The following is a 22995-nucleotide window of genomic DNA, read 5'->3' on the forward strand; positions in this document are numbered from 1 at the left end:
CAGCCCGCGTGGGCTACACCGACTGACGACTCACTGTCGCAGGAGGTTGGCGTAGACGTACGCGCCCACCGAGCGTCCGGTGGCGAGTCCGGCGTCCGCGTCGAAGCGGTAGTGCACACCGAGGTAGATCCGGCTCAGCGCGTTCTCCTCGGCGGCGTGGTCGAAGCCGGTCATGCGCCGGACCACGCCCTGCGCGTGCGGATCGTCGGTGGTCGCGTCGAAGGCGATCGCGTCGGTGCCGAAGAACCGCTTCATGACGGCGGACCAGGCCCCCGCGAAGGTGGCGTGCCCGGAGATGTAGGCCGGGAACGCCGGCGTGTACGGCACCCCGGCGCGATCCTGCGACAGCGGCTGCCAACCGACGCCGCCCGCTGCCTCGATGGCGGTCACCGGCCGCCACAGGTCGATCGGTGTCTGGTACTTGGCGTCCCAGGCGGCGATGGCGGCGTCGGCGAGCGCGAGCGCGACCAGCCCGAAGAGCCGGGCGTTGGCCAGGATGCCGAGCTGACGCTGCTCCGACACGATTCGGGTGTGCGCGAACAGTTGGCCCGGTGGTTTGTACGTACCCCCCAGGTCGTTGGCCCAGAAGAACGCGATCTGCTTCTGCTCGGGGGTCCGCAGCGACGACGTCCGACCGCCGTAGTCGCGGACCTCCTGCACCTGCGCGGAGTACTCCGCGCTGCCGAGCAGGTCGAGGTACCCGGTGGCCCCGGCCGGAAGACCGGGGCGGAACTGCCGGCCGGAGGTGAGCGCGAACGGGGTGACCAGGCCCCAGTTCGGGCTGACCGCCGCCTTGCCGTTGGTCGGCCGCCACGACCCGGGAACGCCGTCCAGCCGGTAGGGCGTGTCGTTGCCGGAGCCGTCGTCGGCGCGGGCCTGGAGGTTGGCGGCGGCGGCCGCCGCGCCGACGGTGTCACCCCGGGCGACCTCGGCGGCGTTCACGCCGGACGGCCGGAGCGCCACAGCACCGGCGAGAGCCTGGGAGTAGGACTGGCCCTGCCCGCCGTAGAGGGCGGTCAGCACGTCGTACGCGGCCCGGTCGATGGCCGCGTGCAGGGACGGCGCTACGACGTTGTCCATGGTGCCCGGGTAGCTGACCGGCACTCGTACCCGGTAGGGGTTGCCGACACCCGTGACCGAGACGGCGGCGTCGTGCATCGCCGCGTGCAGGATGGCCGCCTCCCGCGACGAGGTGGTGGGTGGCAGGTCCAGCGTCCGGTACGTGGCCAGCAGGACACCGTTCCAGTACAGGATCGGATCGGTGGCCGGGTCGACGGCCAGCGGAGTGAGTGAGATGTTGTCCAACCGGACCGTCGAGGCGGCCTGGCCACCGAAGTGGAACAGGAGTACCGCCTCCGGGTCGCCGAACGGGGACACGAAGTCGAAGGTGAACCGGCGCATCGTCGAGGTGAGCGCGACGCTCTGGTCGACGGCGGAGGTGAAGGGCGTGTCCGCCCGGGAGACCGAGACGCGCAGCGAGCGGCTGACGTCGGCGGTGGCGTCGAACTGCAACCGGTACCGTTGCGCCGCCGTCACGCCGAACTCGAAGTGGCCGACCAGGTCCTCCCAGACGGGCTTGCCGACCGTCGCGCTGGTGCGGACGCGCAGTTGCCCGGCGTTGACAGTCGTACTGGTCGAGGCGAGCCGGGTCCACCAGGGCTGGGTGCTGCCGCTGTCGAACGTGCCGTTGAGGATGAGGTCGCCCGATGCGGCGGCGGCCGGCGTGGGCCGGACGAGGGCGGCGAGGATGCTGGCGAGGACGACGGCGAGCACCGCGCTGAGGAGACGACGGAGCAGCCGTGGATCGATCGGTGGGGACATCGAGAGCCTTTCCGGTCCGGAAACCGGCGACGACCAGGTCGTTGCCGTGAGGATCGGCTCACCGTAGGAGCGTTCGCCCTGTTCGCAGCCGCCGAACAGTGTTCGGACCGGTGCCGTACGGCAGCGGGCGCCGGTGTCCGACCAGGACACCGGCGCCCGCGCGCGAACCGTCGGCTCAGCCGAGCGTCTCCCGCTCCCGCCAGGCGGTACGCAGGGAGGTGCGGCCGTTGGTGCGCAGGAGCGACCCCTCGTACACCCGGGCACCGGCGACCACGAACGCGCCGGCGGCCAGCAGCAGGATGACCAGCGAGACGATCGGCTCCCACCCGGCGGCGTCGCCGGTGAACAGCCGCAGCGGCATGGCCGTGGGTGACGAGAACGGCAGGTAGGACAGCACCCGCATCGCGGTGTCGTTGTCGTTCAGGAAGATCACCGCGAAGAACGGCAGCATGACGGCGAGCTGCACCGGCGTCGACACGGCGGCGATGTCCTCCTGCCGGTTGGCCAGCGCGCCGGCCGCCGCCCACATCGCGGCGAGCAGCACGAAGCCGAGCACGAAGAACGGCACGAACCAGCCGATCGCCGGGGCGAGCAGGGTGAGCAGGCCCCCGCTGTCGCCCATCTGGAGGCCGATCACCGCCACCACCGCGATCAACGCGATCTGCGCGAACGCCAGGATGGCACCGGCCACCACCTTCCCGGCCAGTAGCGCTCGGACCGGCACGGCGGCGACCAGGATCTCCACGATGCGGGTCTGCTTCTCCTCGGTGACGCTCTGCGCGATCTGCAGGCCGAAGGTCTGCGAGGTGATGAAGAAGACGAACGCGAAGACGAAGGGCACCAGGAACGCCACCACGGGGTCGACCGCGTCCGGGTCGAGCAGACGTACCGTCGGCTGGCTGCTCAGGGCCCGCACCACGTCGTCGGGGGCGTCGTCCATGGCCAGGACGGCCGGTCCGGAGACCACCGCGGCGTCCACGTCGTCGTCGCGGACGGCCTGCTCGGCGGCCCGGTCGTCGGGGACCACCCGGACCTCCAGGCCGGCGGCGCGCAGCGGACCGGCCGCGCTCTCGGTCACCGCGACGGTGGACGGCCCACCGGAGAGCAGCGGCGGCAGGATGGTGCCGGCCGCGGCGATCAGCAGGAAGAACAGCGTGCCGAACAGGAAGGTGCGATCGCGGAGCTTGACCCGGATCTCGCGTTCGGCGACCAGTCGGGTGGCCTGGGTGACGTTCACTGGGTGACCTCTCGGAAGATCTCGGTGAGCGAGGGGCTGACCGGGCGGAAGGCGCGGACCGGGCCGCGGGCGAGGGCGGCCTGCAACACCTGCTGCTCGTCGGCGCCGGCGGGCAGGTCGAAGATCACCCGCGGGCCGTCCAACTCGACCACTGTCACCCCGGGATGGTCGCGTACCCAGCCGGCGTCGCTCGCCACCACCAGCTCGAAGCGGGGCACGGTGTACGAGTCGCGTAGCTCCTGCCGGCTGCCGGCGGCCCGGATCACCCCGGCTCCGATGATCACCAGGTCGTCGCAGAGGCGCTCCACGACGTCGAGCTGGTGGCTGGAGAACAGCACCGGCGCTCCGGCCGAAGCCCGTTCCCGCAGCACGGCGACGACGGTGTCCACGGCCAGCGGGTCGAGGCCGGAGAACGGTTCGTCGAGCACCAGCACCTCGGGGTCGTGCACCAGCGCGGCGGCGATCTGGGCGCGTTGCTGGTTGCCCAGCGAGAGCGTCTCCAGCAGGTCGTCGCCGCGTTCACCGAGGCCGACCCGTTCCAGCAGCGCGTCGGTGGAACGCCGTGCCGCGGCGGCGTCCAGGCCGTGCAGTCGGCCGAGGTAGGTCACCTGCTCCCGGGTGGTCATCTTGGGGTAGAGGCCCCGCTCCTCCGGCATGTAGCCGAAGCGCCGGCGGTCCTGCCGGGTGAGCGTGGTGCCACCCCAGCTCACCTCACCGGCGTCGGGCGAGAGGACACCCAGGATGATGCGCATGGTGGTGGTCTTGCCGGCGCCGTTGGCGCCCACGAAGCCGGTCATCCGGCCGGCGGCCACCTCGAAGGACACGTTCTTGAGGACCTGCCGGTCGCCGAAACCACGGTCGACACCGTCCAGTCGGAGCGTTCTGGTCACGGAGTCACGCTAGATCGAGAACGCGGTTCCGCCGTCCGTCCGGAGGGTGAGCGGGCGGTCCGCCGCACGGCGGACGTCGGTCACCCGCCGGGCCGGACCACCCCGTTCTCGTAGGCGAACACCACCGCCTGCACCCGGTCACGCAGGCCGAGTTTGGCCAGCACCCGGCTCACGTGTGTCTTCACCGTCGCCTCGCCCAGATGGATGGTCGCGGCGATCTCCGCGTTGCTCGACCCGGCGGCGAGCAACACCAGCACCTCGCGTTCCCGCGGGGTCAGCTCGGCCAGCGCGGCGTCGGCTTCGGGGCCCCGGTGGGCGGTGCCCGCCGGGTCACCGGGGCGGGCGAACGTGGAGATCACCCGGCGGGTGATCTCCGGTGCGAGCAGACCGTCGCCCCGGGCCAGCACGCGGATCGCCTCGACCAACTCCTCGGGCGTGCCGTTCTTGAGCAGGAATCCGCTGGCCCCGGCCCGCAGCGCGGCGAACAGGTAGTCGTCGCGGTCGAACGTCGTCAGGATCAGCACCGCGGGCGCCCCGGGGCCGTCGGCGGTGATCTGCCGGGTGGCCTCCAGGCCGTCCATCCCCGGCATCTCCACGTCCATGAGTACGACGTCCGGGCGGGTGGCCCGGGTCATGCTGACGGCCCGCTCGCCGTCGGCGGCCTCGCCGACCACCTCGATGTCGTCCTCCACCTCCAGGATGACCCGGAAGCCGGTGCGGACGAGGTGCTGATCGTCGGCGAGGAGGACCCGAACCGGCTGACCGGTGCTGCTCATGCGCGGCCCTCTCCGTCGGCGACCAGGTGTTTCTCGCCGTCCGGCGTGCGCTGCGCGTCGAGGGGCGTACCCGCCGACGTTGCCAGTGGGAAGCGGGCGCGCACCCGCCATCCGCCGCCGGCACGTGGCCCGACCTCCAGGTCGCCGTCGTGCGCGGTGACCCGTTCGTGCATGCCGATGAGCCCCAGACCCTGGATGTTGGGTCGGCCGCCGGCCCGTCCGTCGTCGGTCACGTCGACCTCCACCTCGCGGGCCAGATACCGGACCCGCACGTCCAACAGGTCCGCCCCGGCGTGCTTCAGGGTGTTGGTCACCGCCTCCTGTGTCACCCGGTAGGCCGCCTGCGAGACGGACTCGGGCAACGCGACCGCGTCGCCGTACACCCCGAGGGTCGCCGTCAGGCCGGCGACGCGGGCCCGCTCGACCAGCTCGCCGATCCGCTCGACGCCACCCGCGGCCGGGGGCGCGGCGTCGGTTCCGGCGGAGGTCCGCAGCACGCCGAGCATGCGACGCAGTTCGTCGACGGCGGTGCGCGCGCTCTGCTCGATGGCGGCGAGTGCGGTGCGGGCCTTGTCCTGGTCGCGGTCGAACACCCGACGGCAGGCGGACGCCTGCACGCCCATCACCGACACGTGATGGGCGACCACGTCGTGCAGCTCCCGGGCGATCCGGAACCGTTCGCCGAGCACCGCCCGCTCCCGGGCCTCGGTCTGGGACCGGCGTAGGTCCTCGGCCTGGGTGCGCAGCTCGTGCTCCCGCCGGGCGGCCACCCATGAGGTCTCGCCGAAGAAGTACGCGAACCCCAGGATCAGGACGTTGAGCAGCACGCCGGTGACCACCATGGCGAGCCTCGGCGGCACCGGACCGACCGCGTCGGCGAAGGCGGTCGCCGGAATGTGGTCGAGCAGTACCGCGTAGTAGATCCCCAGCCAGGCGAACATGGCGGCGATCACGCCGATGCGCAGCCGGCGGGCCAGTTGGCGGTTCCGCCCCCACGCGCCGACGGTGTAGAGCGCGCAGAACAGCGCCCACGCGGAGAACTGGGTCTCCGGTGCCGAGCGGGCCTGCGCGGCGACGAACGCCACCGCGACGACAAGCAGCGTCGCGCCGGGCCACCGCCGTCGCCAGATCAGCGGCACGGTCACGGCGACGGTCCAGAACAACTGCTCCGGCCCGGACGGCGGCGGGCCCAGCAGGAACGCTCCGGTGCTGCGGGCCAGGGTGAGGCTGACCAGCGCCAGCCCGGTCACCGCCAGCCCGATCCACAGGTCGTTGCGACGCTGTTCCGCTGTCGGGCCGGGGCGGCGCCATTCCTCTCGCGGTGCCACGGTCATCCGGGAACGATGCCACGGCGGTCTGCGCGCCCGTCGACGGGGCGGGTGGCAGTCGCTGTGTTCGCGCCGACGGGCGGCGGCCCGACGCGGGGTACGCGCCGGGCCGCCTCGGGTGTCGCTCACGCCGTCTGCCGGCGCGTCTTACCGGCGGTGTCGATGAGGCCCCAGACCACGATCACGGCCGCACCCAGCGCGATGGCCAGCCCGAGGCCCTCTCGGTTCTCCGCGTCCGCCACCCAGCTCAGCCGCTCGGCCAGGGCCGGGTTGAGCAGCCGGTCGGAGAGCGCCAGCCACGCCAGCGGCACCGCGAACGCCAGGTCGAGCAGTGCCTTGACGCCGAACAAGCCCCAGGTCCAGCGGCCGATCCGGTACTTCACGACCTCGAAGACCACGCTGAGCGCCAGCACCACGATCAACGCCGGCAGCCAGAACGACCAGAGGGCCGGGTCGAGGATCGGGATGTTCTCGTTGTCGGTGCCTCTGACCCAGGACTGGTAGTGCTGGAACGGCAGGTACGCGATGGTCAGCACCAGCATGATCACCGAGGCGATGGTGTCGGCGAGCGGGATGTTCCGGCGTACCGGGGCGTCGGGCAATTGGTCCACGGTCCACTCCGGCAGGTCCACCGCCGCCTGGGAACGCTCGATGACGGCGAAGGTCAGGGTGAGCCAGAAGGCGATCTGGACGGCCACCTGCATGGCCGCGACGAGGCCCGGCCCGATCGCGCCGAACCCCTTCCCCTCGGCGGCCTCGACGACGGTGACGATCGTGCCGACGATCGCCGGGATGAAGCTGAGCAACAGCTTCAGCAGTCGCAGCCAGAGCAGGTAGTAGGTCGGGCCGATGAGTTGCAGCCGGCGGTCGGCGTACCGGGCGGCCAGCACGTCGGGATTGCCCAACTCGGTGAGCACCTCCCGCTCGGCGGTGGTGGCGTCCTGGCCGCCATCGGTCCGACCCTCGATCATGTCGTCGATGGAGGCGCGCAGCTCGCTGGCGATCTCGTCGCGGCGCGGAGCGGGCACCGAGCGCAGGGTGGCGGCGAGGTAGCGGTCGGTCAGGGTGTTCATCGGTCCACTCCTTGGATCAGCCCGGTGACGGAGGTCTGCACGGCGGCGAGGTCGTCGAGGAGCCGGCTCAGCATCGACTCGCCCTCGTCGCTGGTCCGGTAGAACTTGCGCGGCCGGCTCTCCTCGGTGTTCCACTCGCTGGTCAGCAGCCCTTGGTCTTCGAGGCGGCGCAGCAGCGGGTAGAGGGTGTTGGCATCCACCGGGAAGCCGTGCTCGGTGAGTCTCTGCAGCAGTGCGTAGCCGTAGTCGGGTCGGCGGAGCGCGACCAGGCTGGCCACCACGACGGTGCCGCGACGCAACTCCTGTAGGTGCGTCCGTAGAACGTCCTCGCTAACCATGTGTCACACCATACTGTGTGGCACACACTGTTGTCTACGGCTATAACGTCGCGTCTGGTGTGAGTGTCGTGTGACCCGCCTGTTCCCACGCGCGCGGGGCGCCCGGTGCGCACCGGACGCCCCGCTTCGGCCGTGGTCAGCAGGCCGTGCCCTGCCGGAAGTTCCGCTCGACGAAGTTCGCCGGCCCGACCTGGAAGTAGCCGACGCCGGGCCGGATCGGGTGCCCGGTGAACAGCTCGACCCGCGAACCGACCCGCACCAGGTACGCCTCGGCGTCCCCGGCGTCGTTGCGGATCAGCGAGCCCCGCCTCCCGTAGACGTCCTCCAGTTCGGCGAAGGACATGCCGACCGCCGCACCGGCGGGGGAGCGGGGCGGCGCGGTGGCCGTACCGACCTCCACCAGCAGGCCGTCGCGGAAGGCCAGCAGGATCACACCGGCCCAGGAACCGGTCGCGCCCGCGTGCACCACCCCGCCGCAGCCCGGCGCGGTCCAGTCGATGCGCCCAGCCGCGGTGAGCGCCGCCAGGCCGGCGCCGATCCGGTACACGCCCGCGCCGCCGACGCTGAGCACCTGCGGGTGGCTGTGCCCGACGGTCGGCGCCGCACCGACCGGAGCAGCCGCCGCTGCCGGAGCGACGGTGGCCGGGACGAGCGTGCCGAGCGCCAACACGGCGCTGGTGAGGAGGATCGACTGACGTTTCATGAGCTTCTCCTTCGGTGCGAGGTTCTCCTGCCCTGTTAGTCACCGCGTCGGAGCCAACGGTTCGTGAGGTTCACGCTCGGCCCGGTCTACCGTGCAGGGAAACGCCGGCCGGAGGTGACACGGTGACGGCTCCGCTGCGGATCGGGCCCTACGCCATCGAGCGGCTGCTGGGCGTCGGCTCGTTCGCGACCGTCTGGCTCGGCCACGACGAGACGCTCGACGCGTACGTGGCGATCAAGGTGTTGGCCGAGAACTGGAGCCACGACCTGCGGGTGCGGGAACGTTTCCTGGACGAGGCCCGGTTGCTCCGCCGGTTGGAGCACGAACGGCTCATCCGTGTGCACACAGTCGGTGAGCTGCCCGACGGCCGGCCCTACGCGGTGCTCGCCTGGGCGGACGGCGGGAGCCTGCGCGACCGGCTGGCCGCCGGTGAGATCCCCGCGTCGACGGCGCTGCGGGTGCTCGGTGAGGTCTGCGCCGGGGTCGCCGTGCTGCACCGGCACGGTGTCGTGCACCGTGATCTCACTCCGGGCAACGTGCTGTTCCGCTCCGCCGGGCCGGACGACCCCGACGCCGAGCGGGTGCTGATCGCCGACCTCGGCCTCGCCAAGGCGCTCGCCGCCGCCTCCGGCCTCACCGCCCGCGCCGGCACCCCCGGTTACATGGCCCCGGAGCAGGACGACCCGGGCGCGGTGGTCGACACCCGCGCCGACGTCTACGGGCTCGGGCGGCTGGGCATTCGACTGCTGGCCGCCGATCCGGTGGGCGCGGTCCCGGCCGGACCCGATCCGGGCCGCCACGCCCTCGACATCCGACTTCGGGAAGGCGTGCCACCGGCGGTCGCGGCGGTGCTCGGCCGGGCCACCGCGTACCACCGGGCCGACCGTTACCCGGACGCCTCGGCGCTGCACGACGCGCTGGTCCGCGCCGGTGCTCCGGCGCAGCGGGTGTTCGCGACGAGCGGCCGCCGCCGGTACCGGTCGCGGCTGGTCGGGGCCGTCGTCGCGACGGTCGTCGCGGTGGGTGGGGTGGGCGCGGAGCCGGGCGGCGCGGGGTCGGGGCGGCCCGCCGTCGACACGTACACGAGCGGGCCGTTGACCGTGGTGCTGCCGGAGGGCTGGTCCGCCACCGGGGCGACCTGGGCGGGCCAGTACGGTGCCGACGGCGAGCCGGAACCGGCCCTGATCATGTCGCCGCGACCCCGTCGCTGGGCCGCCGACCCCCGGCTGCCCGGCGCGTTCGTCGGTCTCTCCGCCGCCACGGCGGCCCGCACCACACCGGCCGGGTTCCTGGCCGAGCGGACGCATGGGGACTGCCTGCCCGCCCCGGTTCGCAACACCCGCCGGGCGGGTGTCGAGTGGACGGTGGTGACGTACCGCTGCGACCGGGGTCGGCCGTGGATCGTCGAGGCAGCCGGTCTGCAGCCCGGGCACGCGGCTCTGGTGTACGTGCAGATCGTCCCACCGGAGCAGGCCGCCGCCGAGTTCGTCGACACCCTCCTCGCCGGGGTGCGGGTCGGGTAGGTGCGGATCGGCGGCGGCTAGCGGACCACCACGGTGACGGTGTGCGCGCGGTCGTCCTTGGGGATCGTGACGGCGACGGTGCCGGGACGGACGAACCGGATGTCCACCACTCCGGCCTCGTAGTGCTGCGAGACCAGGTCCGGACGATCCACGGTGACCAGGCCGGGCCCGATGCCCTGGATCCGCAGCACCGCGCCGGTGGCGAAGCAGAGCGACCGCAGCAGCTCCAGCTCGGTGTCGGCCACCGGCAGGTCGTAGCGGACTGCGCCCTGACAACTGCTGGTCGGCGTGGTCGCCGACGGGGTCGGTCGCGGTGGCGTACCCCGGGTCCTGGTCGGGGCGGGGGGTGGCGGCAGCGCGGCGGCGGGCGGCGGCCGGGTCGGCGACCGGCCGGCGTCGGGTGTCACCGACGGCGTGGGCGGCGACGCCACCACCGACGCCACCACCGACGGCGACGGGGACGGCCCGCGCGGCTGTACGGGCAGCGGCGAGACCGCGTCGCTGCCGCAGGCGGCGACCGCCACGGTGGCCGCGAGAGCGGTGCCGACCCGGCCGACGGCCCGGCGGAGCGCAGTCACCCGTCCCCCTTCCCGATCGTCGGTGCGCCGCCGTCCCGCCGACTCAGCCCGCGTCGGTGCCGAGTCGTTGTCGGACCTGGTGGCGGGCCAGGTGCAACCGCGACTTCACGGTGCCCACCGGCACGTCGAGCAACTCGGCGATCTCGGGATAGCTCAACCCGAGAACGTCGCGCAGGGCCACCACCTCGGCGAGGTCGGGCCGGACGGCGTCGAAGGCGTCGAGCAGGTCGAGGCGGGTGCCCGCGACCACGCTCGTCCGTCGTGGGTCGGCCCGCTCGGGCAGCGGTACGCCGCCGGCCTCCAGGCGGCAGCGGCGGCGCAGGGTGCGGTACGTCGAGCGGGCCCGGTTGGCGGCCAACCGGTGCAGCCAGGTGCGGAACGAGGAACGCCCCTCGAACCGGGTGATGCCGTTGGCCAGGGCCAACAGCGTGTCCTGGCACGCCTCCTCGGCGTCCTCCCGGTTGGGCAGGAACCGGGCACACAGCCGCAGCGCCTCGGGGCGTACCGCGAGCAGCAGGGCGTCCAACGCCGCCGGGTCGCCGTGTGCGGCGGACCGGGCCAGGGCGTCGATGTCGTCCGCGTCGGGCATGCCGGGTGTCCAATGCTCGCCGGGGCCGATCCCCGAGCGTACGGCGGGCGCTGCCGGCGCGCCCCCGTACGGTCCGGCACCCGACGGCTATTCGAAGCGGGAGACGTCTCCGGCACCCCGACGCAGGATCTCCGGCTCCGGGCCGGACAGGTCGATGACCGTGGTCGGCTCCATACCGCAGTCACCGGCGTCGAGCACCGCGTCGAGCTGGTGGTCGAGCCGTTCCTTGATCTCCCAGCCCTGGGTCATCGGCTCGTCGTCGCCGGGCAGGACCAGGGTGCTCGACACCAGCGGCTCGCCCACCTCGGCCAGCAGCGCCTGGGTGACGGTGTGCCGGGGTACGCGTACGCCGACGGTGCGCTTCTTCGGGTGCAGCATCCGGCGCGGCACCTCGCGGGTGGCCGGCAGGATGAAGGTGTAGCTGCCCGGGGTGGACGCCTTCACCAGGCGGAAGACCGAGTTGCTGATCTGGACGAACTGACCGAGCTGCGCGAAGTCCCGGCAGATGAGCGTGAAGTGGTGCCGGTCGTCGAGGTGGCGGATCTGCCGGATCCGGTCCAGCCCCTCCTGGTTGCCCAGTCGGATGCCGAGCGCGTAGCAGGAGTCCGTCGGGTAGGCGACCAGCCCGCCACCGCGGATCAGGTCGGCGACCTGGCCGATGATCCGGGGCTGTGGGTTCTCCGGGTGCACGTCGTAGTACCTCGCCATCCTGAGGAGCCTAGGCGCACCCGGGACCGGGCAGGAGACGAGGGCCACGGCCGTCGGCGCGGACGGTGGAGCCGCCGAGATCACCTCGGTAGGGTAGGTCCCGGTCGGCTCCGACCAACAAGATCCACAACGCCGGGGGGCGCCACGCATGGCCGATTCGTTCGCGCATCTGCACGTGCACACGGAATACTCGATGCTCGACGGAGCGGCCCGGCTGAAGGACCTGTTCGCCGAGGCCAACCGGCTCGGCATGTCGGCCGTGGCGATCACCGACCACGGCAACATGCACGGCGCGAACGACTTCTACAACCAGGCGATGGCCGCCGGGATCACCCCGATCCTGGGCGTCGAGGCGTACGTGGCGCCGGAGTCGCGCTATCACAAGGCGCGGGTCAAGTGGGGGCGGCCGGAGCAGAAGAGCGACGACATCTCCGGTAACGGCGCGATCACCCACAAGACGATGTGGGCCAAGAACGCCAAAGGGCTGAAGAACCTGTTCACCCTCAACTCGCGCGCCTCCATGGAGGGGCACTACGTCAAGTGGCCCCGGATGGACATGGAGCTGATCGCCGAGCACGCCGAGGGGATCATGGCCACCACCGGCTGCCCGTCCGGCGCGGTGCAGACCCGCCTGCGCCTCGGGCAGTTCGACGAGGCGCTCAAGGTCGCGGCGAGCTACCAGGACATCTTCGGCAAGGACAACTACTTCCTGGAGATCATGGATCACGGGCTCTCCATCGAGAGCCGGGTCCGTGAGGGGCTCACCGAGATCGCCCGCAAGCTGGACATCCCGCCGGTGGTCACCAACGACTCGCACTACACCCACGAGGCGCAGGCCACCGCCCACGACGTGCTGCTCTGCGTACAGACCGGCAGCAACATCGACGACCCGAACCGGTTCCGGTTCGAGGGTGGCGGCTACTTCATCAAGAGCGCCGACCAGATGCGCGCGGTGGACTCGTCGGAGCTGTGGCAGGAGGGCTGCCGGAACACCCTGCTGGTCGCCGAGAAGGTAGACCCGAAGGGCATGTTCGAGTTCCACAACCTCATGCCGCGCTTCCCGGTGCCGGAGGGGGAGACCGAGGAGTCCTGGTTCCGCAAGGAGACCTTCGCCGGGCTGGGCCGACGCTACCCGAACGGCATCCCGGAGGGGCACGTCGTCCAGGCGGAGTACGAGCTGGGCGTCATCAACCAGATGGGCTTCCCGTCGTACTTCCTCGTGGTCGCCGACTTCATCCAGTGGGCCAAGAGCCAGGGCATCTCGGTGGGCCCGGGCCGTGGTTCGGCGGCCGGCTCCCTCGTCGCGTACGCGCTGGGCATCACCGACCTCGACCCGATCCAGCACGGCCTGATCTTCGAGCGGTTCCTGAACCCCGAGCGGGTCTCCATGCCGGATGTCGACATCGACTTCGACGAGCGTCGACGCGGTGAGGTGATCAAGTACGTCACCGACAAGTGGGGCGAGGACAAGGTCGCCCAGATCGCCACGTTCGGCACGATCAAGGCGAAGGCCGCGATCAAGGACTCGGCCCGGGTCCTCGGCTACCCGTACGCGGTCGGCGACCGGATCACCAAGGCCATGCCGCCGGCGGTGATGGGCAAGGACATCCCGCTCACCGGCATCTTCGACACCAAGCACCCCCGGTACGCCGAGGCCGGTGAGATCCGCGGCCTGTACGACTCCGACCCGGACGTCCGCAAGGTGATCGACACCGCCAAGGGCATCGAAGGGCTGATCCGGCAGACCGGTGTGCACGCCGCCGGCGTCATCATGTCCGCCGAACCGATCATCGAGCACATCCCGTTGATGCGCCGCGACGCCGACGGGGCGATCATCACGCAGTTCGACTACCCGACGTGCGAGTCGCTCGGGTTGTTGAAGATGGACTTCCTCGGCCTGCGCAACCTGACGATCATCGACGACGCGGTCAAGAACATCGAGCTGAACCACGGCGAGAAGCTCGACCTGCTGGCGTTGCCGCTCGACGACAAGGCCGCGTACGACCTGCTCGCCCGGGGTGACACCCTGGGTGTGTTCCAGCTCGACGGCGGGCCGATGCGGTCGCTGCTGCGGTTGATGAAGCCGGACAACTTCGAGGACATCTCCGCCGTCCTGGCCCTGTACCGGCCCGGCCCGATGGGCGTCGACTCGCACACCAACTACGCGCTGCGCAAGAACGGCCTCCAGGAGATCACCCCGATCCACCCGGAGCTGGAGGAGCCGCTGCGGGAGATCCTGGCCCCCACCCACGGCCTGATCGTCTACCAGGAGCAGGTGCAGCGCGCCGCGCAGATCCTCGCCGGCTACAGCCTCGGTCAGGCGGACCTGCTGCGCCGGGCCATGGGTAAGAAGAAGAAGGAGATCCTCGACAAGGAGTTCATCCCGTTCCGGGACGGCTGCCGTGAGCGCGGCTACTCCGACGAGGCGATCCAGGCGGTGTGGGACGTCCTGGTGCCGTTCGCCGGGTATGCGTTCAACAAGGCGCACTCCGCCGCGTACGGCCTGGTCTCCTACTGGACGGCGTACCTGAAGGCGCACTACCCGGCCGAGTACATGGCCGGGCTGCTGACCTCCGTCGGTGACGACAAGGACAAGATGGCGCTGTACCTGTCCGAGTGTCGCCGGATGCGCATCCAGGTGCTGCCTCCGGACGTGAACACCTCGGCCGGGCCGTTCACCCCGGTCGGCAAGGACATCCGCTTCGGCCTGGCGGCGGTCCGCAACGTCGGCGCGAACGTGGTCGCCTCGATCATGCGCTGCCGCGAGGAGAAGGGCGAGTACGCCGACTTCTACGACTTCCTGTCCAAGGTGGACGCGGTGGTCTGCAACAAGAAGACGATCGAATCCCTGATCAAGGCCGGCGCGTTCGACTCCCTCAACCACCCCCGCAAGGGGCTGCTCGCGGTCCACGCCGACGCCATCGACGCGTACGCCGACGTGAAGCGCAAGGAGGCCGTCGGCCAGTACGACCTCTTCGGGGCGGGCTTCGGTGACGCCGACACGGGCAGCACGACGGTGATGCCGGTGATCGGCGACAGCGAGTGGGACAAGCGCGACAAGCTGGCCTTCGAACGCGAGATGCTCGGCCTGTACGTCTCCGACCACCCGCTGTTCGGCCTGGAGCACATCCTGGGCGCGGCGGCCGACACCACGATCGCCGCCCTGGCCGAGGAGGGCGCGGTGCCCGACGGGGCGGTGGTCACCCTCGCCGGCATCCTCTCCGGGGTGCAGCGCCGGGTCACCAAGCAGGGCCGCGCCTGGGCCTCGGCGACCCTGGAGGACCTGGCCGGTGGGGTGGAGGCGCTGTTCTTCCCCAACACCTACGAGGTGATCGGGCAGTACATCGCCGAGGACGCCATCGTGGTGGTCAAGGGCCGGGTGGACCGCCGCGACGACACCCCCCGGATCATGGCGATGGACATGTCCATGCCGGACGTCAGCACCAGCGCCACCAACAAGCCGGTCACCCTCACCATCCCGGTGCACCGCTGCACGCCGCCGCTGATGGAGAAGCTCAAGGAAACCCTCGTGCTGCACCCCGGCGACACGGAGGTGCACGTCAAACTCCTCAACGGTGGGCGCACCACCACCCTGCGGCTGGGCCCGTTCCGGGTGGCGGCGACGACCGCGCTGATGGGCGACCTGAAGAGCGTCCTCGGCCCGGCCAACGTGAGCTGACCGGGCCGAGGCCCGGCCCGAGCTGACCCGTGCGCGGCCCGGCGGGCGTGATCGCCTGGCCGGGCCGCGCACGGTCGGCGGGCTCAGCCCCGGTCGGGGGCGGCGATCTCGCGCAGTCGACCGTCGGCCAGCCGCAGCCAGCGCTGCACGCCGATCTCGGCGAGGAACCGTTCGTCGTGGCTGACCACCACGAACGCCCCCTGGTACGCGGTCAGCGCGCTCTCCAACTGGGCGACGCTGACCAGGTCCAGGTTGTTCGTCGGCTCGTCGAGCAGCAACAGTTGCGGGGCCGGTTCCGCGCAGAGCACACAGGCGAGGGTCGCGCGCAGCCGCTCACCGCCGGAGAGCACCCCGACGGGCAGGTTGACCCGGGCGCCCCGGAACAGGAACCGGGCCAGCAGGTTCATCCGCCTGGCGTCCGGCAGGCTCGGCGCGTACGCGGCGAAGTTCTCCGCCACCGTCCGGTCCAGGTCCAGCAGGTCCAGCCGCTGCGACAGGTACGCGATCCGTCCGTCGGCCCGCTTGACGTCGCCGCCGGCCGGTTCGAGGTCCCCGTTGACGAGGCGCAGCAGGGTCGACTTGCCCACGCCGTTCGCCCCGGTGAGCGCGATCCGTTCCGGACCTCGGATCACCAGGTCGGCACCGTCACCGCCGAACAGTTCCCGGTCGTCCAAACGGGCGCGCATCCCCGTACCCGTGAAGACCGTCCGTCCGGCCGGGACGGTCGTGTCCGGCAGGTCCACGACGATCCGGTCCTCCTCGCGGACCGCCCGCCCGGCCTCGTCCAGTCGGGCCTTGGCCTGACCGAGCCGGCTGGAGTGCGTCTCCTGGGCCTTGCCCGCCGACTCCTGTGCGCTGCGCTTGAGCCCGCCGGCGACGATCCGGGCCAGCCCGGCGTTCTTCAGGTTCTTCGAGGCGTTGCTGGCCCTCCGGTCGGCCCGCTCGCGGGCCTGCTGCATCTCGCGCTTCTCCCGCTTCACCTCCTGCTCGGCGTTGCGCAGGTTGCTCTCGGCCACCTCCCGCGCCGCCTGCACCGCCTCGGTGTACGCGGTGAAGTCGCCCCCGTACCAGCGGATCTCGCCGCGTTCCAGCTCGGCGATGCGGTCCATCCGGTCCAGCAGCTCCCGGTCGTGGCTGACCAGCAACAGGCAGCCGGACCAGTCGGTGAGCACGTCGTAGAGCTTGTGCCGGGCCTCCAGGTCCAGGTTGTTGGTCGGCTCGTCGAGCAGCAGCACGTCCGGGCGGCGCAGCAACTGGGCCGCCAGACCGAGGGAGACCACCTGACCGCCGCTGAGCGTGTGCAGCGGCCGGTCGAGTGACAGGTCACCCAGGCCGAGCCGGTCCAGCTCGGCGCGGGTGCGCTCCTCGATGTCCCAGTCGTCGCCGATGGTGGCGAAGTGCTCCTCGCCGGCGTCGCCGGCCTCGATGGCGTGCAGTGCCGCGATCCGCTCGGCGACGCCGAGCACCTGCGCCACGGCCAGGTCGCCGGCCAGCGGAAGGGTCTGCGGGAGGTAGCCGAGCAGACCGTCGACGGTGACGCTGCCGCCGCTGGGCCGCAACTCCCCGGCGATCAGCCGCAGCAGGGTGCTCTTGCCGGCGCCGTTGGGCGCGACCAGGCCGGTACGACCGCCGGGAACGGTGAAGGACAGCTCCGAGAAGACCGGGGTGTCGTCCGGCCAGGAGAAGGACAGGTTCGAGCAGACGATGTACGCGTCAGACATGCGAGTGACCTCAAAGGGTGGGTTGGGCGCGTTCGAGCGCGCCCGACGACGAACGGGACCGATGGAACGACGTCATGGCCACCGCGGCGCGGAGCGCGCCGAACCGATGGCCGAACACATCCGGCCTCACCCGGAGATGTCGTCGTCACCCGCCATGTCTGGTCTCCCTGGTCGTACCGCTGACCCAACCCGGCCAGTCTAACAACGGATCTTCACCCCGCCACCGCGTTCCCGGGCTGCCCCCGGCACAGAGGAGGCTAGGAGACGTCGAAGAGGCGCAGCCCGTCGTACTCGGCGAAGTCGGCGAAATCCTTGCCATTGAACGTCGCGAGCGGTAGCCGGTCGACAAGGCAGCACGCCGCGATCCACGAGTCGTTGGTCGGCCGGGGCCGGCCACGGTGCTGCGCTCGCGCCTGAAGATGCCCCCAGGTCACCGCCACGGCCTCGTCGAAGGGCAGCAGGACGATCCCCGACCGCCAATGCGCGAGATCAGCCAACTTGCGCGGCCCCCAACTGCGCAGTGCCGTCCACTTGGTCAGTTCGCCGAGCGTCACGAAGGTCACGCAGAGGGTCTTACCGGCCAAACGGGCTCGGAGAGGGTCCGACAGCCGCCCGCGAAGGATTGCCGACGCCACGTCGGTGTCGAGAACGACGAGGCTCACGCGGCGCCGGCCCGCCGGGAGGCGTACAGGTCGGCGAGGAATTCGTCCAACTCGTCGTCTGACTCGAACAGATAGGGGCGCGCCAGGTCGTCTACGGAGGCGACAGGTCGAACGCCCTGGCGGCGAGCCAACTCCTCGGCTGGGACATGCTCGGCCGTCGGCCACTCGGGTATCCGCTCCGCGTTACTCGACGCCACGGCTCACCTCCTGGTTGTCGGTCTGGTCGATTGTCCCACTCTCTCCGTCGACTGAGCGCATCTCGCGGCGGTGTCGGGTCGACGTTTCATCCTGCTCACCGGGGCCGGTACTCGACCTCGGGGCGGCCGGGGGTGCCGTAGCGGGAGCTGCGGACGACTCGGTCGATCGTCACCAGGTACTCCAGGTAGCGGCGGGCGGTCACCCGGGAGATGCCGGTCGCCGCGCCCACCTCGGTCGCGGACAGCCCCACCTCGGCGCCGGTCCCGTCGCTGAGGGCGGCGCGTACCCGATTGAGGGTCTGCGCGTCGAGCCCCTTGGGCAGGCTGTGCCCGGCGGTGCCGCGCAGGGTGGCGAACATCCGGTCCACGTCGTGCTGGGCGGCCACCTCCCCGTCGGCGAGCGCCTGCGCACGGTAGTCCGCGTAGCGCTCCAGCTTGTCGCGGAACGCCGCGAACGTGAACGGTTTGAGCAGGTAGTGGGTCACCCCGAGGGACACCGCGGTGCGGACCACCGCCAGGTCCCGGGCGGAGGTCACCGCGAGCACGTCGACGCTGCTGCCGGCCGCGCGCAGCGCCCGGCAGACGTCCAGGCCGTGCAGGTCGGGCAGCCGAAAATCCAGGAGTACGAGGTCCACGTCGTCGCCGCCGCCCGCGCGCAGCGCCACCATCGCCGCCCGCGCGGTGTGCGCCACACCGACCACCACGAAACCGGGAACCCGCTCGGTGTACGCGCTGTGCGCCTCGGCCAGCAGCGGCTCGTCCTCGACGACCAGCACCCGGATGTCCGTCATGACCGCCCGTTCGGCAGTCGGACGGTGAACAGGCTGCCGCCGTCGTCCGAGCGGGTCACCTCGGCGCTGCCGCCGTGCCGGCGGACCACCTGCCCGACCAGGGCCAGCCCGAGGCCCCGCCCGGTGCTCTTGGTGGACCAGCCGCGCCGGAACGCGTCCGCCACCCGCTCCGGGGCCAGCCCGGGGCCGCTGTCGCCGACCCGGACGACCAACTCCGTGTCGACAGCGCCGACGAAGACCCGCACGCGGCGAGGCGCGGGCGTGCCGGCCACCGCCTCCAGGGCGTTGTCGACCAGGTTGCCGACCACGGTGAGCAGGTCGCCGGTCGGCAGAGGGCTGTCGTCGAGCCGGCAGTCCGGCTCGATGACCAGGTCCACCCCGCGTTCGCCGGCCTGCGCCGACTTGCCCAGCAGCAGGGCGGCCAGCGCCGGCTCGGTCACCGCGCCCACCACCCGGTCGGTCAGTTGCTGGGCGAGGGCCAGGTCCCGGGTGCCGAGCCGGACGGCCTCGTCGGCGCGACCCAACTCCACCAGGGTCAGCACGGTGTGCAGGCGGTTGGCCGACTCGTGGGTCTGCGCCTGCAACGCCTCGGTCAACGCGCGCACCGAGTCCAGCTCACTGGCCAGGGTGCGCAGCTCGGTCTGGTCCCGCAGGGTCAACACGGTGCCGAGCACCGCGCCCTCGAAGCGGGTGGTCCGCTGGTTGGCGACGAGCACCCGGTCACCGGCCAGGACCGGCTCGTCCAGGGCGTCGCGCCCGGAGCCGAGCAGCTCGGCCACCGCAGGCGGCAGGTCGATCCCGGCGACCGGCTGGTCGGTCACCGGTCTGTCCGCGTCCAGGCCCAGCAGGCGGCGGCCCTCGTCGTTGACCAATGCGACCCGCCGGTCGGTGGTCAGCACCACGAGACCTTCGCGGACCGAGTGCAGAACCGCGTCGTAGTACTCGTACATCCGGGTCATCTGCGCCGGGCCCAGACCGTGGGTCTGCCGACGAAGCCGGCGACTGAGCAGCCACGAGCCGGTCGCGGCGAGCGCGAGCGCCGGTGTGGCGACGCCGATCAACACCGGCAACTGGCGCAGCAGCTTGCGGTTGATCGCCCGGGTGGTGATGCCCACCGAGACCAGGCCGACGATGCGCCGCTGCTCGTCGTACACCGGGACGACAGCGCGCACCGACTCGCCGAGCGTCCCGACGTTGGTGGTGGTGAACGGATGACCGGCCAGGGCCGGCTCGATGTCGCCGACGAAGGGCTCGCCGATCCGCTCCGGTGTGGGGTGGGAGAAACGGGTGCGGTCGGGGGCCATCACGACCACGAAGTCGGTGCCCGTCGCCCGGCGGGTCGATTCGGCGTACGGCGCGAGGACGCCCGCCGGGTCGGCGGTCGTGAGGGCCGCGCGGACGTCGGGGGAGCGGGCCACGGTCTGCGCCACGGCGAGCACCTCCTCCTGGGCGGCCTGGCGGGAGTCGCTGCGGGCCAGCCAGACGGCGCCGGCCGCGCCGGCCAGCACGAGCAGCGTCACCACCACCGCCTGGAGGGCGAAGAGCTGCCCCGCGATGCTCCACTGGCGTCGGGCCATCCTCATCACCTCCTTCGTGCGCCGCCGCCGTCGTGGCTGTCGCGGTGAACAGAATGACCGCAAGGCTGTCAACTGGTGAGAGGCACTTCACATTGTTGACATGGACACCGAATCCACCACCTCGGCGGCGCCCTCGGTCCGCCGGGACCGTACCCGTTACCTCTATCTGGCCGTCATCGTGGCCGTGTTCGCCGGCATCGTCGTCGGCCTGGTCGCGCCCGATTTCGGCAAGGAACTCAAGCCGATCGGCACCGGCTTCGTCAACCTGATCAAGATGATGATCAGCCCGGTCATCTTCTGCACCATCGTGCTCGGCGTCGGTTCCGTCCGGCAGGCCGCGAAGGTCGGCAAGGTCGGCGGCCTCGCCCTCGGCTACTTCCTCACCATGTCGACCGTCGCGCTCGCCATCGGCCTGGTGGTCGGCAACCTCATCCACCCCGGCTCCGGTCTCGACCTCGGCCAGGACCTCGCTGGTGCGGGCAAGGCCGCCGCCGGCGACGAGGCCGGCGGGACGACGGACTTCCTGCTCGGGATCATTCCGACCACGTTGCTCTCCGCGCTCACCGAGGGCGAGGTGCTCCAGACGCTGTTGGTGGCCCTGCTGGTCGGGTTCGCCGTACAGGCCCTGGGTCGGCGCGGCGAGCCGGTGCTCGGCGCGATCGCCGTCATCCAGCGGGTGGTGTTCAAGGTGCTCGCCATGATCATGTGGTTGGCGCCGATCGGCGCGTTCGGGGCGATGGCCGCCGTGGTCGGCGCGACCGGCGTGGACGCGCTCAAGAGCCTCGCCCAGATCATGCTGGGCTTCTACGCGACCTGCCTCATCTTCGTGCTGGTGTTCCTGGGCGCGCTGCTCTGGTTCGTGGCCCGGATCTCGATCTTCTCGCTGCTGCGTTACCTGGGTCGGGAGTTCCTGCTGATCCTGTCGACCTCGTCGTCGGAGTCGGCGTTGCCGCGGCTGATCGCGAAGATGGAGCACTTCGGGGTCAGCAAGCCGGTCGTCGGCATCACCGTGCCGACCGGTTACTCCTTCAACCTGGACGGCACGGCGATCTACCTGACGATGGCGTCGCTGTTCATCGCCGACGCGCTGGGCAAGCCGCTCTCGATCGGCGAGCAGGTCTCGCTGCTCCTGTTCATGATCATCGCCTCGAAGGGTGCCGCCGGGGTCACCGGCGCGGGTCTCGCGACGCTGGCCGGTGGACTGCAGTCGCACCGGCCGGACCTGGTCGACGGGGTCGGCCTGATCGTCGGCATCGACCGGTTCATGTCCGAGGCCCGGGCGCTGACCAACTTCGCGGGTAACGCCGTGGCGACCGTGCTCGTGGGGACGTGGACCGGGGAGTTCGACCGGGACCGGGCGGCCGAGGTGCTGCGCGGAGACGACCCGTTCGACGAGGCCACGATGCTCGACGAGCACGACGGCCCGGACGACGACGAGACGGCGGCACGGCGGTCCACCGAGGAGGCCGGCGTCCCGGCCTGACATCGACGAGGCTGGGGTCGCGCCGGGCGCCGGTGCGACCCCGGGGCCCCCGCCCGGCTCCGACTGGCCCCCGTTCTAGGCAGGTGCGCGCGGGTCGTTGCGGAACGCCTGCGGGGACATCCCGAACGTGGCCGTGAAGACCCTGCTGAAGTGGGCCTGGGAGCGGAAGCCCCAGCGGGCGGCGATGCTGTGGATGGGCCGGGCCCGGAGCAGGGGATCGCGCAGGTCCCGTGCGCACCGGTCCAGACGTTTCCGGCGGATGGTCTCGGCGACCGTCTCGTCCTCGGTCTCGAACGCCCGGTGCAGGCTACGGAGGGAGATGTGGTGGGCGGCGGCGACGGTGCCCGGCGACAGGTCCGGGTCGCCGAGGTGCTCGTCGATGAACGCCTTGACCGTCATGCGCAGGCTGTGTCCGCGTACCTCGATCGGTAGGGCGTCGGTGAGGTCCAGGTGTTGGGCGACCATCGCGGACATGAGGTCCCGCACGACGGTGCCCAGGAGCGGGGCGTCACTGTCCTGGTACTGCTCGGGATGGGTCATCACCTGGTGGACGAACTGGTTGAGCAGTACGCCGATCCCCTCGGTGGCGGAGATGCTCGTGCCGAGCAGCTGCGAGATCCGGTTGGGATGCACCGGCAGGAGGCCGTGGGGGACGAGGATCGTCCGAGTGGTCAACATGCCCTCGTGGTGCGACCGTCCCTGATGGGTCGACTGGTGTGGTCGGGACGTGTCGACGATCGCGAAGCTGCCCGGCGTGAAGGCGTTGCTCCGCCGCTCCTGCTCCAACCCGCCCTGCCCGGACAACGGGAGCGCGAACTGGTACATCTCCGGATCGCTGCGGCGGATGAAGGTGCCGGTGCGCTGCATGTCCAGGGACGGGTACCGCCAGGTCGACAGCACGACCTCACCCAGGCTGATGACCTCTGCCCGGGCCCGGAAGTCCGCCGCGTGGGCACTGTGGATGCGCATCGGCACCGACTCGCGTGCCACCAGGTCGTGCCAGTACCCGAACCGCTCGCTCGGGGGCACCGCGACGGTGTCCGCCGAGCCTACGGTGAGCACGGGCTGCCTCGATCCTCTTCGACGGTTGACGAACCGCTGTGGCGTTGCCGACTGAGCCTACAAGATCAACCAGCATCGGCCCAGGTCCGATGTGGTGAACACCAAGGCGGACAGGTGCGTCGACGTGCTCGACGCCACCCGGACGACGGCGCCCGGCCACAGATCCGGCAGTGCACCGGCAACGCCGACCAGAAGTGGCGGGCCGCCTGAGCGCTGACGGCTGGGGGGTCGGATGGTTACGGTCGTGGATGCCGTGGTT

Annotated in this window: 20 protein-coding genes; 3 read left to right on the forward strand and 17 right to left on the reverse strand. The window is 71.4% G+C overall.

Going from position 1 to position 22995, the window contains the following annotated elements; translation table 11 throughout:
* Nucleotides 1-30: 30 nt before the first annotated feature.
* The 8 genes from O7616_RS15925 to O7616_RS15960 all read right to left on the reverse strand — a co-directional run bounded on the left by O7616_RS15925 (nucleotide 31) and on the right by O7616_RS15960 (nucleotide 8166).
* The gene (locus tag O7616_RS15925; protein WP_282302706.1) at nucleotides 31-1821 is read right to left on the reverse strand and encodes a carbohydrate binding domain-containing protein; all 1791 of its coding nucleotides are present in this window, start codon (nucleotides 1819-1821) and stop codon (nucleotides 31-33) included.
* A 175-nt stretch (nucleotides 1822-1996) separates the two neighbouring features.
* Nucleotides 1997-3058 carry an ABC transporter permease gene (locus O7616_RS15930; protein WP_282302707.1) on the reverse strand — a complete coding sequence of 354 codons (1062 nt, stop codon included), beginning with the start codon at nucleotides 3056-3058 and terminating at the stop codon, nucleotides 1997-1999.
* Nucleotides 3055-3948, reverse strand: coding sequence for an ATP-binding cassette domain-containing protein (locus O7616_RS15935; RefSeq protein ID WP_282302708.1), 894 nt, complete (start codon nucleotides 3946-3948; stop codon nucleotides 3055-3057). The genes O7616_RS15930 and O7616_RS15935 overlap by 4 nt, the downstream gene beginning before the upstream one ends.
* 80 nt (nucleotides 3949-4028) lie before the next feature.
* Nucleotides 4029-4724: a response regulator transcription factor gene (locus tag O7616_RS15940; protein WP_282302709.1), complete on the reverse strand. Its 696-nt coding sequence runs from the start codon at nucleotides 4722-4724 to the stop codon at nucleotides 4029-4031.
* Nucleotides 4721-6058 carry a sensor histidine kinase gene (locus O7616_RS15945; protein ID WP_282302710.1) on the reverse strand — a complete coding sequence of 446 codons (1338 nt, stop codon included), beginning with the start codon at nucleotides 6056-6058 and terminating at the stop codon, nucleotides 4721-4723. Before O7616_RS15945 ends, O7616_RS15940 begins: the two co-directional genes overlap by 4 nt.
* Nucleotides 6059-6177: 119 nt before the next feature.
* Nucleotides 6178-7125, reverse strand: a complete 948-nt coding sequence (locus O7616_RS15950) for a permease prefix domain 1-containing protein (RefSeq protein ID WP_282302711.1) — start codon at nucleotides 7123-7125, stop codon at nucleotides 6178-6180.
* Nucleotides 7122-7463 carry a PadR family transcriptional regulator gene (locus O7616_RS15955; RefSeq protein WP_088990384.1) on the reverse strand — a complete coding sequence of 114 codons (342 nt, stop codon included), beginning with the start codon at nucleotides 7461-7463 and terminating at the stop codon, nucleotides 7122-7124. Before O7616_RS15955 ends, O7616_RS15950 begins: the two co-directional genes overlap by 4 nt.
* 136 nt (nucleotides 7464-7599) lie before the next feature.
* Nucleotides 7600-8166 carry a hypothetical protein gene (locus O7616_RS15960; protein ID WP_282302712.1) on the reverse strand — a complete coding sequence of 189 codons (567 nt, stop codon included), beginning with the start codon at nucleotides 8164-8166 and terminating at the stop codon, nucleotides 7600-7602.
* A gap of 122 nt (nucleotides 8167-8288) precedes the next feature.
* On the opposite strand from O7616_RS15960, the gene O7616_RS15965 reads away from it, so the two are divergent.
* Complete coding sequence (locus tag O7616_RS15965; protein WP_282302713.1) at nucleotides 8289-9689, forward strand: serine/threonine-protein kinase; 1401 nt, start codon at nucleotides 8289-8291, stop codon at nucleotides 9687-9689.
* A gap of 17 nt (nucleotides 9690-9706) precedes the next feature.
* On the opposite strand, the gene O7616_RS15970 is transcribed toward O7616_RS15965, so the two are convergent.
* The 3 genes from O7616_RS15970 to O7616_RS15980 form a co-directional block, all read right to left on the reverse strand.
* Nucleotides 9707-10267, reverse strand: coding sequence for a hypothetical protein (locus O7616_RS15970; RefSeq protein WP_282302714.1), 561 nt, complete (start codon nucleotides 10265-10267; stop codon nucleotides 9707-9709).
* 43 nt (nucleotides 10268-10310) lie between these two features.
* The gene (locus tag O7616_RS15975; RefSeq protein ID WP_282302715.1) at nucleotides 10311-10856 is read right to left on the reverse strand and encodes an RNA polymerase sigma factor; all 546 of its coding nucleotides are present in this window, start codon (nucleotides 10854-10856) and stop codon (nucleotides 10311-10313) included.
* Between the two features lie 87 nt (nucleotides 10857-10943).
* A complete protein-coding gene (locus tag O7616_RS15980; protein WP_282302716.1) occupies nucleotides 10944-11564 on the reverse strand; it encodes an L-threonylcarbamoyladenylate synthase in 621 nt (206 codons plus the stop codon).
* Nucleotides 11565-11712: 148 nt separating this feature from the next.
* Between O7616_RS15980 and dnaE the strand changes: the two genes are divergently transcribed.
* Nucleotides 11713-15243, forward strand: a complete 3531-nt coding sequence (gene dnaE, locus O7616_RS15985) for a DNA polymerase III subunit alpha (protein ID WP_282302717.1) — start codon at nucleotides 11713-11715, stop codon at nucleotides 15241-15243.
* A gap of 83 nt (nucleotides 15244-15326) precedes the next feature.
* Here the strand turns inward: dnaE and abc-f are convergent, their stop codons facing one another.
* From abc-f to O7616_RS16010, 5 genes are all read right to left on the reverse strand, one after another.
* Entirely contained in the window at nucleotides 15327-16964 is a 1638-nt protein-coding gene (gene abc-f / locus O7616_RS15990; RefSeq protein WP_282302718.1) for a ribosomal protection-like ABC-F family protein, read from the reverse strand.
* A gap of 257 nt (nucleotides 16965-17221) precedes the next feature.
* Complete coding sequence (locus tag O7616_RS15995) at nucleotides 17222-17626, reverse strand: type II toxin-antitoxin system VapC family toxin (protein ID WP_282302719.1); 405 nt, start codon at nucleotides 17624-17626, stop codon at nucleotides 17222-17224.
* Nucleotides 17623-17823, reverse strand: coding sequence for a hypothetical protein (locus O7616_RS16000; RefSeq protein WP_282302720.1), 201 nt, complete (start codon nucleotides 17821-17823; stop codon nucleotides 17623-17625). Before O7616_RS16000 ends, O7616_RS15995 begins: the two co-directional genes overlap by 4 nt.
* 95 nt (nucleotides 17824-17918) lie before the next feature.
* A complete protein-coding gene (locus O7616_RS16005) occupies nucleotides 17919-18614 on the reverse strand; it encodes a response regulator (protein ID WP_282302721.1) in 696 nt (231 codons plus the stop codon).
* A complete protein-coding gene (locus tag O7616_RS16010) occupies nucleotides 18611-20191 on the reverse strand; it encodes a sensor histidine kinase (RefSeq protein ID WP_282302722.1) in 1581 nt (526 codons plus the stop codon). The genes O7616_RS16005 and O7616_RS16010 overlap by 4 nt, the downstream gene beginning before the upstream one ends.
* Before the next feature lie 100 nt (nucleotides 20192-20291).
* On the opposite strand from O7616_RS16010, the gene O7616_RS16015 reads away from it, so the two are divergent.
* Nucleotides 20292-21674 (forward strand): cation:dicarboxylase symporter family transporter, encoded by a 1383-nt coding sequence (locus O7616_RS16015; RefSeq protein WP_282302723.1) that lies wholly within the window; start codon nucleotides 20292-20294, stop codon nucleotides 21672-21674.
* A 75-nt stretch (nucleotides 21675-21749) separates the two neighbouring features.
* Here the strand turns inward: O7616_RS16015 and O7616_RS16020 are convergent, their stop codons facing one another.
* On the reverse strand, nucleotides 21750-22736 hold the full coding sequence (locus tag O7616_RS16020; protein WP_282302724.1) for a helix-turn-helix domain-containing protein: 987 nt from the start codon (nucleotides 22734-22736) through the stop codon (nucleotides 21750-21752).
* Nucleotides 22737-22995: the final 259 nt, after the last annotated feature.

This window comes from Micromonospora sp. WMMD964 (assembly GCF_029581455.1).
Lineage (GTDB): Bacteria > Actinomycetota > Actinomycetes > Mycobacteriales > Micromonosporaceae > Micromonospora.